We start from the raw sequence: 15,364 nt of genomic DNA, 5'->3' as shown, positions 1-15,364 counted from the left end.
GAATCCAGGCCGGCCCATGAACGGGAGATGAACCGCGGCAGGCGTATGAGAGCGGGCAACAGCCCGGCCGATCGCCGGCCTTTTCTGGCCATTTGCGTTGCCGCGCTGTCACCCTGAAAATGAGGAGATACCAATGCGTACGATTTCTTTGCGCCCGATGATGAGCGCGGCGATCGTCGTCGGTGCGGCGGGCGTACTTGCCGGCGGCCTAGCGCTCTCTCCGGCATCGGCTGTCGTCGGCCAAGGGGCCGTCGATCCGAACGCCGTCATCAAGTGCACGAACACGAGGCCCTGTCAGACGTATAAGAACACCGGCCTCGGTCCGGGTGTCAGGGGCATCAACACGAATAGTTCGCCGTTCGGTTCGGGCGTCATCGGATCCGCGACGCAATTCGGCAACGGCGTTCTCGGTCAATCGGTCGGCGGTAACGGCGTCAACGGCATATCGATGAACGCCGCAGGCGTCACGGGTACGGGCGCGACATTTGGCACCTTTGGCTACAGCGGCAACAGCGTCGGCGTCGAGGGCCAGAGTTCGAGCGGCGTCGGCGTCGAGGGCTTTTCAAGCAGCTTCTGGGGTGTCGAAGGTGCGAGCAGTTCGGGTGTCGGCGTGATCGCCATCTCGGAGAGCAACTCGGCGGCCTTGTTCGCCCTCGGGAGCACGGGCCCGGCGATCATCGCAGAGACGGACGCAGGCGGTGTCGGCCTAGAACCCTATGTCGGCGTCAACTCCGGCGGCAACGGCGCAGATATCCAGGGGTCGTACATCGGCATCATCGGCCGCGCCCCAGACTGCAACTCGGGAGCCGGGTTTCCGTTCGTCGCGACCGACCAGAACGGCAACAACCTCATGTACGTCGACTGCGCCGGTGACTTGTTCATCACTGGCGGGTACGGCAACTTCTTGCGCACGCGCGGCGGCAGCGTAGCGACCGCGTTCTCCTCGGAGTCGACGTCGCCGACGATCGAGGACAACGGCACCACGCACCTCGTGGGAGGGGTTGCCACAGTCCAGCTCGATGCGGCGTTCGCCCAAGCGATCGACACGCGCAGGACGTATCAGGTCATGTTGACGCCTGACGGCGATACGCGTGGCCTGTACGTCGCCAGCAAGAGCCCGACCGGATTCGTCGTGCGTGAAGTGCAAGGCGGTCGCGGTTCGCTCGACTTCGACTACCACATCTACGCGTCGACCGTCGGCAACGCTAGCGCGCGAATGACGGTGATGAGCAAGGCGCAGGCGGCGTCGATTATGCCGAAGGCGCCCGTCGCGCATATCGCGATACCCAAGATCAAGATCAACAAGTCCCGGCCGCACTAACGCGAGCGTTCTAACACCAGCGCGAGGCCGCCGGACCCGGGCGGCCTCGCTTTCTTGCAGCCGCATCGAAGCATCGGCCGCCACCGTGTGGAATGCGGCGCGCATGGAATTCGATGCGGATCTCTTCGAACAGAACGGAACCTATCTGAACACGGCGACATTCGGTCTTCCGCCGCGGCCCGCGCACGACGCGATGATCGCGGCGCTCGCCGATTGGCGCACCGGCCGGACCGGGGAAGAAGACTGGGAGGCGGCGACCGAGCGAGCGCGAGCGACCTTCGCAAAGCTAGTCAACGTCGACGCATCAGACGTCACGTGCGGCGCAACCGTGTCGGAGCTCATCGGGCTCATCGCCGCGTCGTTGCCGGACGGCGCACGCGTGCTCACGGCAGAGAACGACTTCGCATCGACGCTTTTTCCGTGGACGGTCCATGAGGACCGCCGGATCGAGGTGCGCAGCGTTCCGCTCGACGAGTTGATCGATGCGATCGACGGCACGTTCGCGATCGTCGCGGTCAGTCACGTCCAAGCGCACAGCGGCGCTGTGATCGATCTCGATCTGCTCGCGGCTCGATGTCGCGCGAAGGGATCGATGCTTTGCGTCGACGGCACGCAGGCGTGCGGATGGCTCGACACGAGCGCGCGCGAGGTAGATTTCTACGTCTGCCACGCATACAAGTGGCTGCTCTCGCCGCGGGGAAGCGCATTCATGGCGGTGCGGCGTGATCGACTCGATTCGATTCGGCCGCTCCACGCAGGTTGGTGGGCGACGGACGATCCGAACGGCAACCTCTTCGGTCTGCCAAACCGGATCTCGCGGACCACCGCGCGCCGGCTTGACACGTCACCCGCCTGGTTCTCTTGGTTGGGTACGGCTGCGGCGCTCGGGGTCATAGATAAGATCGGCATCGCCTCGATCGAGGCGCACGACATGCGGCTGGCTCGGCGATTCTGCTCCGCTTTGTCGTTGCCGGAACCCGTCTCGCCTATCGTCTATATGGATGCGCGCGCGGATTTCCGCAAGCTCCTTGAATCTGGCATCCGCGCGTCGGTGCGCGCCGGCCGTGTCCGGCTATCGTTCCATTTGTACAACACCGATGAAGACGTCGACCGCGCGGTCGCCGCGCTCCGCGGCTGATCTGGTCAAAGGTGGAGCGGTCGACCTTTACGGTCGACCGCAGACGACCTTGCAGCTCGCTATGTCGGCTTCGAGCGAGACCGCGGCGGTCGAGCGTAAAGCTCGGCCGCTCCATTGTCTTTCGAAGCGGTCGCGCTTCGTTTGGGACCGTTCGTCCGCGGGTCGGTGTGCGCGAGCTCGGCGTATATCGACTTGCCGTTCGCGAACATGTGCGAGTGGTCGTAGCCGATGAGGCCGGCCTGGATAGACAAGCGGTCGAGGCGGACGAGCGATTTCGCTTGCGCCCGCGAAATGAGCGGGATGTGCTTTGCCTCTTCGACGAGATAGCGCGGCACGAACCAGATCGGGCGTTCGGTCGTCATCCAATCGAGATGATCGAAGCGCGATAGGTCGATCGGGCGCGAATATCTGCGCAGCGTCCGCTCGCCGCGCCCGTTGTAGTAGTCCTCGAAGTATGTGAGCGCGAGCTCGCGGAGCGTCCGGAAGATGGGCGGCCGCTCGCGCAGCCCGTTGAAGTGCGACTTCGAGACCGCGCCCCAGTGGCCGCGCTCGCGATAGACGGCGATGATGTGGTCGTCGTCTTTTTCGCCTTCGAGGTCGAGGATGAGCGGCGGGTGCCCGATCGCCCGTAGAGCCGCTGCCGCGAGAATGCCGCCCTCGAGGCAGTGTCCGGTGCCTTCGCGCAAGACGCGACGCGGAGACCACGCAGTATCGGCGTCGTGGTAGCTCAGCGCGTTCAGCAGCCGCTGGACCCCAGCTGGCGTCTTCAGGCTTCGGAGCGTCCGCAACTCGCGAGCGCTGAAACCGTGCATTGCGTCGGCCACTGGGGCTTAGTCGTTCGCTGTGCGCGACGGGGGTTCCGCTATGCGCTCCTTGAAAACCATCGCATGGAGATCTTCAAGCGGAAGTGCCCGCATTGTCTCAAAGCGGTGCCGTTTCGCGCGCGCGAAGAGCGTGCCGGCGGCACGCTGCGCGTGACGACCGTCGCATGTACGTCGTGCGGCGTCGTGCTCGGCGTGCTTCCATACATGGGGACGTATCCGGAGCGGCGCGAGGTCGAATCGATCGTGCGCGGCATCGTCAAATCGCATGTCAATTCGGCGGTCAAGAAGCTCAACGTCTCCGTCAAGCGGCTTGGGAAGCGAAAACGGCGAGCCCGCAACTAGGCATCCGGGAACCGCTGCCGGACGTATAGCTTTCTGATGGACGGACGACCGCGATGGCACCCATGAAGCAAAAGATATACCGTCATCCCATCGTCGTGCGGCTCACGCACTGGGTGAGCGCGCTCGCGCTGTTCGTGCTCGCGATGAGCGGCATGCAGATATTCAACGCGCATCCCGCACTGTACGCGTCCGACGCCTCGACTTTTCAAAGCCCGGTGTTGTCCATCACCGGTTCCGCGGATATGGATAGCCCTGAAGGCTGGGTGCAAGTGGGCGGCCGGCGGTTCTATACGACGCACGTCCTCGGCTACGGGCCGGACGGTCAGGGCGTAGAAACCGTCCGCGCGTTTCCGTCGTGGGCGACGATTCCCGCGTATCAAGACCTCGCGGACGGCCGCAGATGGCATCTGTTCTTCGCCTGGGTCTTCGTCATCTGCGCCGTCCTTTACGCGAGGTGGGCGTTCGATCTGCGACCGACGCTCGCCGACTTACGAGCATTGCCGGCCGCGCTGAAAGCGCATCTCTTGCCTTGGCGCGTCAAACCGCGCGCGCATCTCAACCCGATGCAAAAGCTGTCGTACTTCGGCGTCGTCTTCATCGTCGCACCGATCATCATTCTTTCCGGCCTCGCCCTCGGACCGTCGGTCGACTCATGGGCGCCGTGGCTGCCGGCGATGTTCGGCGGGAGACAATTCGCTCGCATCTGGCACTTCGGCGGCATGATCGCCCTCATGGCGTTCTTCGTCGTGCACATCTCGATGGTCGCGCTCACGGGCGTTTGGAACAACCTACGATCGATGATCACCGGCTGGTTCGTCGTCGAGCCCGAGCTGGCGTTCAGCACCGCGTCGGTCAGCGCGCCGGCATCGGCAGCCCCGCCCGTCGCAGAAACGCCGCCGAACGACGAACCGCCGCCAACCCCGCCAACCGAAGAGGGATCGTCGTGAGAAAAATGCATCGCGCCGGATTTCTCGCGCTCGTCGGAACGACGACGCTCGCCGGTTGCGCGGGTATCGCGACGAACCTCACCGAGAATGCGAGCTTCCATCGCGTGCTCGAGCTGCCCGAGCGTCTCGACCTTGCGCTGCTCGGGGCGGGTCAGCCGATGGCGCGCGAGTACGCAGAATCGGCGATCTCGCCCGTCTTTCGCCAGAACGGGTTCGATCCGCCATCGACGCCCGACTACGTCGCGTGGAGCCGTAGAGCGTGGCATGGCTACCGGCTGTTCGTCACGGGCCTTGTCGACACGCCGAAATCGTACGACCTCGACACGCTGCGCCGTTCATTCCCGCGCGTCGCGCAAGTGACGCGCCACGATTGCGTCGAGGGATGGAGCGTCATCGGGAAGTGGACCGGCGTGCTGCTGCGCGACGTCCTCTCCGAGAGCTCGCCGCAGTCGAAAGCGCGCTACGTCGTCTTTCATTGCATGGATCAAGATGGCGCGGGCGAGGCGTACTACGAGTCGCTCGACATGCGTCAGGCCGCGCACCCGCAAGCGCTGCTTGCGTACGACCTCAACGACAAGCCGATCCCGGTCGAGAACGGCGCGCCGATCAGACTCAAAGTGCCGACGCAGCTCGGCTACAAGAGCGCGAAGTACGTTCAGCGCATCGAAGTCGTCGCAGGGCTTGGCGGGATGCTCGGAAACGGCGGCTACTGGGAGGACCAGGGCTACGAGTGGTTCGCCGGGATCTAACGGAAAAATAGCCGAGCTTCGCTCGGCCTACTACTTCTGGGCGATGAGTTCGCGGACGGTGCTGTTCACATCGTCGTCCTGACCTTCCCCGACGATCGTCTTGACGAGTTCGCCGTGTCGGTCGAAGATGAGCTGCGTCGGCCATGCTGACACACCGTACGCATTCCAAACAGCAAAGCCGTTGTCGACGACGACCGGCCACGCGATGCCTTGCGAGGCGATCGAAGCCTTTAGGTTCGAACGATCGCGTTCGAACGGCGTCTCCGGGCTGTGGACGCTGATGACGACGAGGTCGTCACGCCGAGTGTCGCGATAGAGCTTGCGCAAGTTCGGTTCGACGTGCTGGCAATTGATGCACTCGAACGTGTAGAAATCGACGAGGACGACCTTGCCTCGGACATCGGACTCGCTCACGTGACCGTTGAGCCAGTCGTGCGACGACAAGACGGTGTCGAGGTTAGTGGTAGAAGCCTGGGCGCCGGTCGGAGGAGATAAGAAGAGCGAGCACAGGGCGGCAAGGGCGAGCGATCTTGACATGAGCCGTACCTCCGCCCGTAGATACGCGCTAGCGCGCGTCTCGGATGTCTTCAGACGCGGACGAAGGCTTCCATCTTGGCGTACTTGCTCGGCCCGATGCCGGAGACGTTCTGGAGATCATCCGGCGTTCCGAAGAGGCCATTCGCCTCGCGGTACTCGATTATCCGGCGCGCGAGGCTCGGGCCGACTCCAGGCAGCCGTTCGAGCTCGCTCTCGCCGGCCGTATTGACGTCGACCGTCTCACCCGGCTGGAGTTTCGCCGCACCGGAGCGGCCGCTGCTTCGGTGGTGCGTCGAGCGGTGCGAACTCGAACCCGTCGCGCTTGCGCCGGTCGACGCAAGGTCGTAAGTCGCGCCACCGCCGCCGAATGAATAGGTCGAAGGACGCGCGCCCTTCTTCGGCACGTCGATCTTCATGCCGTCGACGAGCGGCTCGGCGAGATTGATCGCCTCCGGATCGGCATCGCCAGCGAGACCGCCGGCTTGAGCGACCGCGTCGACGACTCGCGAACCAGGCGACAATCGGAAGACGCCGACGTGGCGGATCGCCCCGCAGACGTAGACCGCGATTTCGCCCGGCGAAGGGGATGCAGTCGCGGCGACTTCCGCGGAGGCGATCGCTTGCGGCGGCGGCGGCGAGTCGTCGGCGACGACGACCGAGTCTGTCCGGTGCGGCGCGAAGTACGCAAAAGCGAGAGCGACGGCACCGGCGATGACCGCGGCCCACCGCGCGTACGGCTTGAAGCGTTCCATGCCGCTAGACTCCCTTGCCGTCATCATCGCGTCAAGGGCAACTGCCGGGGCGCATTGTAACAGCCGACCTATGGCATCGAAGGAGATCCCGCCGTACGAACCTCGGACGATCGAGCCGAAGTGGCAGCGCGCGTGGGAGGACAGCGGCCAGAACCGGGCGGTCGAGCGCGCCGACAAGCCTAAATTCTACTTGCTCGAGATGCTGCCGTATCCGAGCGGCGATCTTCACGTCGGCCACGCGCGCAACTACACGCTCGGCGACGTCATCGGGCGCTTCCTCCGCATGCGCGGATTCAACGTGCTCCACCCGATGGGTTGGGACGCGTTCGGGCTGCCGGCGGAAAATGCTGCGATCCAGCGTGGCATCCAGCCGCGCGTATGGACCGAGTCGAACATCGGGAACATGCGGCGCCAAGTGCGCATGCTCGGCACGTCGTACGATTGGACTCGCGAAGTCGACACGTCGGACCCCGAGTACTACCGGTGGACGCAATGGCTCTTCTTATCGATGTACCGCCGCGGGCTCGCGTATAAGAAGGAAGCCCCGGTCAATTGGTGCCCGGTCGATAAAACCGTGCTCGCGAACGAACAGGCCGAAGGCGGGGTCTGTTGGCGCTGCGGGTCCGTCGTCGAGCGCCGGCTTCTCAACCAATGGTTCTTCAAGATCACGGCGTACGCGGACGCATTGCTCGCCGGCATCGACCACCTCGACGGCTGGCCGGAGCGCGTGCGAACGATGCAGCGCAACTGGATCGGTCGCAGCGAGGGCGTCACCTTCTCGTTCGCCGTTGAAGGTCTGGATGAGTCGATCTCGGTCTTCACGACGCGCCTCGACACGGTCTACGGCGCGACGTTCATCGCGATCGCGGCCGAGCATCCACTCGTCGAAGAGATCATCCGCGGCACGAGCGAGGCGAACGACGTTCGCGCGTTCGTCGCCGCGACGAAGGATCGGACCGAGCTCGAGCGCACGATGGAGAAGCAGGGCGTTTTCTCAGGCGCCTACGCGCTCCATCCGCTCACCGGCGAGCGCGTGCCGATCTGGGTGACGAACTACGTCCTCGCGACATATGGGTCCGGCGCGGTGATGGGCGTTCCCGCGCACGATCAACGCGATCTCGAATTCGCGCACGCGCATGGCTTGCGCGTCGCGACGGTGATCGTGCCGGTTGCCGGTGGGCATGAGAAGATCGGCGACACGTCGTTCGTCGACGACGGCGTGCTCGTCGATAGCGGCGAGTTCTCCGGTCTCACGAGCGAACAGGCGCGCAAAGCGATCGCCGAGCTGCTCATCGAACGCGGCGTCGGCGAACAGACGGTCAACTACAAGCTGCGCGACTGGCTCATATCGCGCCAACGCTATTGGGGTGCGCCGATCCCGTTCGTCAACTGTCCGAATCACGGGCTCGTGCCGGTCGCCGATGACGCATTGCCCGTCCGGCTGCCGGACGACGCGCCGTTCACGGGCGTCGCGGGCAGTCCGCTCGAGCACGTGCCGTCCTTCATGAATACGACGTGCCCGCTGGGCGACGGCCCGGCGACGCGCGAGCACGAGACGATGGACACCTTCATGTGCTCGTCTTGGTATTATTTGCGCTATCTCGACGCGCACGACGATGAAGTCGCGTGGCGTGTCGATCTTGCGCGCTACTGGGCGCCGATCGACCAATACATCGGCGGCGCCGAGCACGCGGTGCTCCACTTGCTCTACTCGCGTTTCTTCTATAAGGTGCTGGCCGAAGAAGGCCTCGTCCCGGGCGACGAGCCGTTCACGCGTTTATTCAACCAGGGTTCGGTGTTGGGCGAGAACGGCTTGCGGATGAGCAAGTCGCGCGGCAACGTCGTCGGCATCGATGAGACCGTCGAGCGCTACGGCGCAGATGCGCTGCGCATGTTCGAGATGTTCGCCGGACCGCCGGACGCGGATTTCCCGTGGTCGACGGCGGGTATCGCGGGGGTGACGCGCACCCTCGCTTCCGTGTGGCGGCTCGTTCTCGGCAACGCCGAGGCGGTCGCGAGGGAGGGACCACGTGTCGATGCGTCGCTTTCCGCCGATGAGTCGGACCTGCGCTTCGTCACCCATTCGACGATCAAGTCGATCACGGACGAGTTCGAGGGACGGCGCCACCTGAACACGTGCGTCTCGTCGATCATGAAGCTGCTCAACGCGGTCGAGAAATACGCCGCAGGTCGTGAGGATGCGGCGTCATCGCCGGCGTTCTGCGAGGGCCTGCGCATGCTGCTCCTGCTGCTCGCGCCGTTCGCGCCGCACATCGCCGAAGAGCTGTGGGAGCGCACGGGTCATCGGGAAAGCATTCACTTACAGAGGTGGCCCGGGGCCGACGAGGCCGCGCTAAGGCGCGACGCTATCGAGGTCGTCGTCCAAGTGAACGGCAAGTGGCGCGGCGTCGTCGAGGTGCCGCCGGGTTCGACCGAAGACGCGGTGCTCGAGAAGGCCATGACCGTCTCGACCGTCGCCGCTCAGATCGACGGCAAATCCGTCCGCAAGAAGATCTTCGTGCCCGACAGATTGCTCAACATCGTCGTCGGATGACGCCGGAGCATTCGTGAAGCTCGCGGTGTCGTATCGCGGTAAGGGGCCGAGGCTGTACGCCCACCCCGGCGGGCCTGGCTTGAGCTCGGCCGAGTTCTATCCAGATTTCGGCGGGCTCGAACGCGCGTTTGAAGTCGCGTACGTCGATCCGCGCGGCACGGGTGCGACGCCGAAGCCGAGCGATCCGAGGGCGTACGCCCTCGACGAATACGTCGCCGATCTCGCCGAACTCATCGAAGAGCCATCGCTCCTGCTAGGCTTTTCCCACGGCGGACTCGTCGCGCAGCGATTCGCCGCTCGGCATCCGGGAAAAGTGAGTGGCCTCGTGCTCGCGAGCACGGCCGCGCGATTCTCGTCCGACGTGGAAGCGGCGCTCGCACGCAAGGTCGATGCGAGCAAAGGCGAGCCGTGGCTGCCGGATGCGCTCGATGCGTTGCGTCAAGAGCAAGCCGGCGAGTACGAAGACGACGCCGCACTCGCCCGCGTCGTCGCTCGAGAAATGCCTCTATACTTCCACGAATACGGCGAACGCGCGAGGCGTTGGGTCGATCTGCTCGCGGCACATCCATGCAACGCCGACGCGCTGCGCTACTTCAACGAGGACGAGTTCCTGTCTACCGACCTTCGCGCGGATCTGCAACTTGTCACGGCACCGACGCTGATCGTGACGGGTGAAAGCGACTTCATCTGTCCGCCCGAGGCCGGGCGCGAGCTCCAAGCAGGGATACGTGATTCGAAGCTCGTGCTGATCCCGCGTTCAGGTCACATGACGTACGTAGAGCGGCCAGAAGCGTTCTACGAGGCGGTCGTCGCGCTCTTGAAGTAGGCCGCGGTTTTCGCGATGCCCTCTGCGAGCGCCGTCGTCGGTTCCCAGCCGAGCTGTTCGCGCGCTTTGTCGATCGCGAAGATGCACGTGCGCACGTCGCCCGGGCGCTTCGGCGCATGGACGACGTCGACGTCGCGGCCCACCGCGGACGAGATCGCGGCGTGCAGTGAGTTCACCGAGGTCCCGATGCCGGTTCCGATGTTGAAGACGTCGTCTTTGCCTTGCGTCAGCGCGATGACGTTCGCGCGAGCGACGTCGCCCACGAAGACGTAATCCTTGCGCTGCTCGCCATCCCAGTCGACGCGGATCGGCTCGCCGCGGATGATCCGCCCGGTGAAGATCGCGATGACGCCGGCCTCACCGTTCGGATCTTGGCGGGGTCCGTAGACGTTGCCGTAGCGGAGCGCGGTGAACGCGAGGCCCTTCGAAGCGGCATAGTAGCGGAGGTAGTGCTCGGCGGCCATCTTCGTGATGCCGTAAGGCGATTCGGGGAGTTGCGGGTGCGTCTCGTTGATCGGTAAGTATTGCGGCGTGCCGTATGTCGCGGCCGACGAAGCGAAGACGACCTTCTTGACGGCGTTGGCCGCGCAGCCTTCGAGGATGTTGACGAGCCCACGGATGTTGACGTCCGCGTCGTAGTCCGGATCGGAGGTCGATATCGCGACGCTATGCTGTGCGGCGTGGTGGCTCACGACGTCCGGGCGAAACGAGCGGATGACCTGACGGACATCCTTGTCGCGGATGTCCATCTCGTGGAGCTTCGCCTTGGCGTTGAGATTGGCACGCCGTCCGCCGCCGTGTTGCCAGAAGTTATCGACGACCGAGACATCGTGTCCGGCGGCGATGCATTCGTCGACGACGTGCGAACCGATGAAGCCCGCACCGCCGGTCACAAGGATGCGCATGGAGACCCCGGGCCCACGACCCAGATCGGCCGCCTATCGCGGCGAGTGGTGAAGACCGGCGATTAGAGGTGTAGGTGACCCGTCACAGCCAGCAGGATCAGAACTAAGAGCACGACGACGAGAGTGTCCACGTAGCGCGTTCCTTTCTCGAGAGCATACGGCTGGGCATACTTCTTCCCCGTACCCTATGAACGTTCCTCGGACGGCGATCGTCGCGCTGGACGCGCGATGCGCGCGTGGTGATGTCGCTGCGTGGAAGCGTTTTTCTCCGCCGCATATCGCGCGCACGCATTCGCGATCTCGTTCGGTGCGTATGCGCTCGGCGTCATCGCTATTTCGGCGGGCATCCATACGTGGATCGAGATGTTCGCGGCGCTCGCTTCGATCGCCGCAGCGACGTCGCTCGCCAGGCGCGAACTGCGTCCGCTCGCGATCACGATCTCCGCCGCGTTCATCGTCGGTACGACCTGCGCCGCTCTCGCGCTTAGAGAACGCGTCGACCTGCCGTTCGCGCCGCTCGGCGAGCATCATGTCATCGCGCGGGTCGTCGTCGTCGATCGGCCCCGGCCGACGGCGAGCGGGCTAACGACGCGGGCCCGCATCGTCGCCGTCGATGCGCCGCGCAGCGCGGCAGCCGCGGCTTTGCGAGGAGAAGTAGCACTTCTCGATTTTCCGTCGCTAGCGCGCCCGGACCGGCTCGCCGGTCAGCTCGTACTCGTTCGCGCTAGGCTGAGCATGCCGGACGGTGCGCGCAATGACGGCGAGCCGGCCGAGCGTGACGAGCTCGCCGAACAAGGCGTCCGCGTCATCCTCGCGGCTCCGTCGGCCTACGACGTCAAACCGCTCGGCGACGCTCCTGGTTGGGAGGCGTGGATGAGCCGATTGCGTCTTGCCTGCGCGCACGCGGTCGAGGCGCGTCTGCCGCCGCTCGAGGCGACGGTTCTCGAAGGCATCTTGTGGGGCGACCGTGGGCAGCTTCCCGCCGCTTTGCGCCAAGAGTTCTCCGATACGGGCACCGTCCATGTCCTGACGACCGCCGGACTACACCTCGGGATCTTCGCCGCGCTCGTCACGTGGCTGCTCGTCCGTCTGCCGATCCCGCGCTTGGTGCGCACCGCCATCGTCATCTGCGCGTCGTGGGGCTACGCCGCGCTCGCCGGCCTTCACATACCAACGATCCGGGCCGCGACGATGCTCACCGCAGGCGCCGTCGCCTACGAATCGGGGCGCGGCCGATCGGCGTCGGCGGTTCTGGCCGCGGCAGCATTCGCGGTCGCGCTGCCGCGTCCGCTCGCACTGCTCTCGCCTTCCTTTTCTATGTCGTTCGCCTGCGTCAGCGGCATCGCGCTTCTCTCGCCCGCATTGCGCGACGCAGGTCTGAACGACGACTGCGGCATGCCGGCCCGTATCATCGAGCTCGCTCGGACAAGCCTCGCCGTGCAGATCGCGATGTGGCCGTTCCAAGCGCTCTATTTCGATGCGTTCACGCCCTGGGCGGTTCTTGCGAACCTCGTCGTCGTGCCGCTCGTCGGCATCGTCATGGCGCTCGGCGGCGCGTTGCTGACGGCAACCGCCGTCTGCCCGCCATTGCTCGCGCCGTTTTCGAATCTCGCGTGGTGGATGCTGTCGCTCATGATCGCCGTCGTCGACAAGTTCGCGTCGCTTCCGCACGCGCACGTCGACGTGCCGCCGCCAACGCATGCCTTTCTCGTCCTCTATTGGGTCGCGCTCGCCGGCGCTGCATGGACACTGCGCGATCCCTCGCGGCGGCAACACATCATCCGCTGGGCCGCGCCGGCTGCCGCTATGCTCGCCCTTATGTATGTCGCGCCCGGTATCAAGGAGGCGCTCGATCCCGACCTTCGCGTCGACGCCATCGATGTCGGCCAAGCCGACTGCATCCTCGTGCGCGCACCGGGCATGCACGCGATGCTTGTCGACGGCGGTGGAAGGCTCGAGCGTAGCGGATCGAACAAGGTCGTCGCGCAGCCGATCGGCGACGTCATCGCCACGCGAACGGTCATGCCGTTCCTCCTGCGGCACTGGGTGCTCCATCTCGATGCGGTCGTTCTGACGCATCCGCACGGTGATCATGCAGGCGGTCTCCCGGTCATCTTGGCGCGCGAGAACGTCGGCGTCTTGTACGACTCCGCCCAACTTTACGGCGGTCCGGCGTACCAACGGGCTCTGGATGTCGTGCGCCAACGTCACGTCCGATATCGGGTCGCGCGGCGCGGCGAATCGTTCGATCTCGGCGGGACGACGCACGTGACGATTCTCGAACCCGAACTCCCGCTCATCACGGGATCCTCATCGGATATCAACAACAACTCGGTCGTGCTGCGCGTCGAGTTCGCGAGGACGGCGATCCTATTGACCGGCGATGCGCAGTCGGAGGCGGAGGCGCGGCTGCTCTCGCACGGAACCGCCGATTTGCGAGCCGACATCCTTAAGGTCGGTCACCACGGCAGCGCATACTCGTCGACGCCGGCGTTCCTCGCGGCCGTCCATCCGGAAGTCGCGATTATCTCGTGCGGCCTGCACAACGTCTTCGGCCATCCAAGCCCGCACACGCTAGCCGCCCTCCGCGACGCCGGCGCGAGGATCTATCGGACCGACCTGGACGGTGGAGTCGAAGGGGAGACGGACGGTACACACTTGCTAATTCGCACGTTTTGGCAATAAGGACAGAGCCTACGCGCGCGCTGAGGCTTTCAACACGGCGAGTTCCTGCGAAATCTCGCGAAGTTTGGTGCGCGCGGATTCTGAGTCGATGTGGTCGTACGTGGCCGCGGCGGCGTGCGCAAGCCGCTCGAGCAAGCGCCGTTCGTCCGGGTCGATGTCCTCGCCGCTCGCGTGTGCTCCGTAGAGCACGAAACCCAGAAGCTGGTGGCGGACGAACATCGGCACGGCGATGGCCGGCGCGCCAACCCCTGTAGGAAGACTAGCCGATCCTTGCCGCACCTCGCTCAACGGCATCGTTCCAAATTCTCCCAGCAGGTTGACGATAAGCGGGTCGTCCGCATCGATCTTCGTGCTTCCGCCGTCGGTCCAACCGACCGCGGATCGCCGGGCAAACGCTCCGGACTCGTCGCGAACGAATACCGCCGCGGAGAGAAGGTTGAGGGTACGCGTAGGGTCCTCCGCGAGCGTTTCGTCGACCGCACGCGCGGACGTCACGTGGGGCAAGCCTGCCGCGACGCGTTCGATCGTCCTTTCCGCCATGTGGCGGCTGCGGAAAAGAATGCGATCGACGAACGCGTCGACCTGCTTGTGGATGCCGTTGAGCCCAAAACCGAATCCGATCGCGAAGACGACTTCCACCGCCACCGCGAGCTGGTGCTGTTCGAGCTCCTTCGAGAGCACGAAGTCGATCAAAGCGAACGCTCCGACGACAAGCGACGTGATGATGCCGTAGACGAGCGCACGGCTGAACACGAAATTGATGTCGAGCACGCGATGCTTGAGAACTGCGTATGCCACGGTGACCGGCACGAGGACGTTGACGATCGCGAGCGCGTCAGGAGTGAACCCCGCGCTCGACCACGCCGGAGGCCAGAGACCGCCGGTAAAATCCACATACGTGACAAACGCGCGCTCGAGGTAGGACACGATGAACGCGAAGATGACCCACTTCAGACGTTGACGCTGATCGGCAACGCTGCTCCAGTAGGCGATCACCACCATGAGGACTCCGACGAGCGTTGCAAACGACCACAACGGAGCGACCAACGCCGGAAACGCCAACGCCGATCCGGCCACGCCTGCTACGTAAAAAACCACGTTCTGCAACGTCAAGATCACGTTGACCGGAATGCCCGTCCGATCGACGATGCGCCAGAACAAGCCGCTCGTCTGGCCTGGGAAGGAGGCCGCAAAGATGAGCAGCGCGCCGGGCGTGATGGCGACGCCATTGTAGAGCTGCGCCCACCACAGCATGGGAAGCGAGGCCGCAGGGCTACGCCAAAACCATGGCTGCGTGATGTCCGCCGCATAGCCGAAAGCGAGCGCGAAGAAGCTCCACGTCAACCGGCTGGGTTTGCGCAGCACCAACCCACATGCGACGATGAGATACGTCACCTGCGAAAGCGTCTTGATCAAGTATACCAAATAGGTCGGCCAACCGCTCACGGTGTCGGCCTTGATCTCGATGTCAACGATTCGGGCGTCGCGTTCGACGGTGAGTGGGATCGTCTCGCCGATCGCCATCGGCACGCCCATGGTGAGCTGCTCCCACTCTTTGAGCGTGAAACCGTGCAGTATCACGCGATCGCCAACACGTAACCCCGATCGACCGCTGACCGCGTCGAGGCTTTGTACACGGCCTGCATAGTCGAAACCGAGGTTCAAGATCGTGCCGTTGTCGCGCATAGCCGGCAGCAATCCGGGAAGAGATACCGCGAGGACAGACGCGACCAAGCCGATGACGACGACTATTCGAATGATCCGTCGCGACCGCGAGCGTTGAT

13 protein-coding genes are annotated in these 15,364 nt (G+C 64.7%); 8 read left to right on the top strand and 5 right to left on the bottom strand.

All coding sequences use genetic code 11. From position 1 onward, the window contains the following. Positions 1–133: 133 nt before the first annotated feature. Both VFO25_10770 and VFO25_10765 read left to right on the top strand, forming a co-directional pair. Positions 134–1,321, top strand: a complete 1,188-nt coding sequence (locus VFO25_10770) for a hypothetical protein (protein ID HET9343385.1) — start codon at positions 134–136, stop codon at positions 1,319–1,321. 103 nt (positions 1,322–1,424) lie between these two features. Beyond that, on the top strand, positions 1,425–2,459 hold the full coding sequence (locus tag VFO25_10765) for an aminotransferase class V-fold PLP-dependent enzyme (protein HET9343384.1): 1,035 nt from the start codon (positions 1,425–1,427) through the stop codon (positions 2,457–2,459). Positions 2,460–2,518: 59 nt separating this feature from the next. Here the strand turns inward: VFO25_10765 and VFO25_10760 are convergent, their stop codons facing one another. Then, complete coding sequence (locus VFO25_10760) at positions 2,519–3,283, bottom strand: hypothetical protein (protein ID HET9343383.1); 765 nt, start codon at positions 3,281–3,283, stop codon at positions 2,519–2,521. A 63-nt stretch (positions 3,284–3,346) separates the two neighbouring features. Here VFO25_10760 and VFO25_10755 point away from each other — a divergent pair, with 63 nt between their 5' ends. The 3 genes from VFO25_10755 (at position 3,347) to VFO25_10745 (ending at position 5,321) form a co-directional block, all read left to right on the top strand. Then, on the top strand, positions 3,347–3,625 hold the full coding sequence (locus tag VFO25_10755; protein ID HET9343382.1) for a hypothetical protein: 279 nt from the start codon (positions 3,347–3,349) through the stop codon (positions 3,623–3,625). A gap of 62 nt (positions 3,626–3,687) precedes the next feature. Next, positions 3,688–4,572, top strand: coding sequence for a cytochrome b/b6 domain-containing protein (locus tag VFO25_10750; GenBank protein HET9343381.1), 885 nt, complete (start codon positions 3,688–3,690; stop codon positions 4,570–4,572). Positions 4,573–4,577: 5 nt separating this feature from the next. Continuing rightward, a complete protein-coding gene (locus VFO25_10745) occupies positions 4,578–5,321 on the top strand; it encodes a molybdopterin-dependent oxidoreductase (GenBank protein HET9343380.1) in 744 nt (247 codons plus the stop codon). A gap of 30 nt (positions 5,322–5,351) precedes the next feature. Here the strand turns inward: VFO25_10745 and VFO25_10740 are convergent, their stop codons facing one another. Both VFO25_10740 and VFO25_10735 read right to left on the bottom strand, forming a co-directional pair. Continuing rightward, positions 5,352–5,858: a redoxin domain-containing protein gene (locus VFO25_10740; protein ID HET9343379.1), complete on the bottom strand. Its 507-nt coding sequence runs from the start codon at positions 5,856–5,858 to the stop codon at positions 5,352–5,354. A gap of 50 nt (positions 5,859–5,908) precedes the next feature. Further along, positions 5,909–6,610 (bottom strand): helix-hairpin-helix domain-containing protein, encoded by a 702-nt coding sequence (locus VFO25_10735; protein HET9343378.1) that lies wholly within the window; start codon positions 6,608–6,610, stop codon positions 5,909–5,911. Positions 6,611–6,680: 70 nt separating this feature from the next. Between VFO25_10735 and leuS the strand changes: the two genes are divergently transcribed. Further along, complete coding sequence (gene leuS / locus VFO25_10730; protein ID HET9343377.1) at positions 6,681–9,164, top strand: leucine--tRNA ligase; 2,484 nt, start codon at positions 6,681–6,683, stop codon at positions 9,162–9,164. A gap of 13 nt (positions 9,165–9,177) precedes the next feature. Next, complete coding sequence (locus tag VFO25_10725) at positions 9,178–9,990, top strand: alpha/beta hydrolase (protein ID HET9343376.1); 813 nt, start codon at positions 9,178–9,180, stop codon at positions 9,988–9,990. Here VFO25_10725 and VFO25_10720 read toward each other — a convergent pair. After that, positions 9,960–10,895: an NAD-dependent epimerase/dehydratase family protein gene (locus VFO25_10720; GenBank protein ID HET9343375.1), complete on the bottom strand. Its 936-nt coding sequence runs from the start codon at positions 10,893–10,895 to the stop codon at positions 9,960–9,962. The two genes, VFO25_10725 and VFO25_10720, sit on opposite strands and share 31 nt — an antisense overlap. A gap of 252 nt (positions 10,896–11,147) precedes the next feature. Here VFO25_10720 and VFO25_10715 point away from each other — a divergent pair, with 252 nt between their 5' ends. Continuing rightward, positions 11,148–13,580, top strand: a complete 2,433-nt coding sequence (locus VFO25_10715; GenBank protein ID HET9343374.1) for a DNA internalization-related competence protein ComEC/Rec2 — start codon at positions 11,148–11,150, stop codon at positions 13,578–13,580. Between the two features lie 9 nt (positions 13,581–13,589). On the opposite strand, the gene VFO25_10710 is transcribed toward VFO25_10715, so the two are convergent. Then, a complete protein-coding gene (locus VFO25_10710; protein ID HET9343373.1) occupies positions 13,590–15,266 on the bottom strand; it encodes a GAF domain-containing protein in 1,677 nt (558 codons plus the stop codon). Positions 15,267–15,364: the final 98 nt, after the last annotated feature.

This window comes from Candidatus Eremiobacteraceae bacterium (assembly GCA_035710745.1).
GTDB lineage: Bacteria > Vulcanimicrobiota > Vulcanimicrobiia > Eremiobacterales > Eremiobacteraceae > JANWLL01.
Note: the sequence above shows the minus strand (reverse complement) of the source record. Positions and strands in the feature narration are given on the sequence as shown.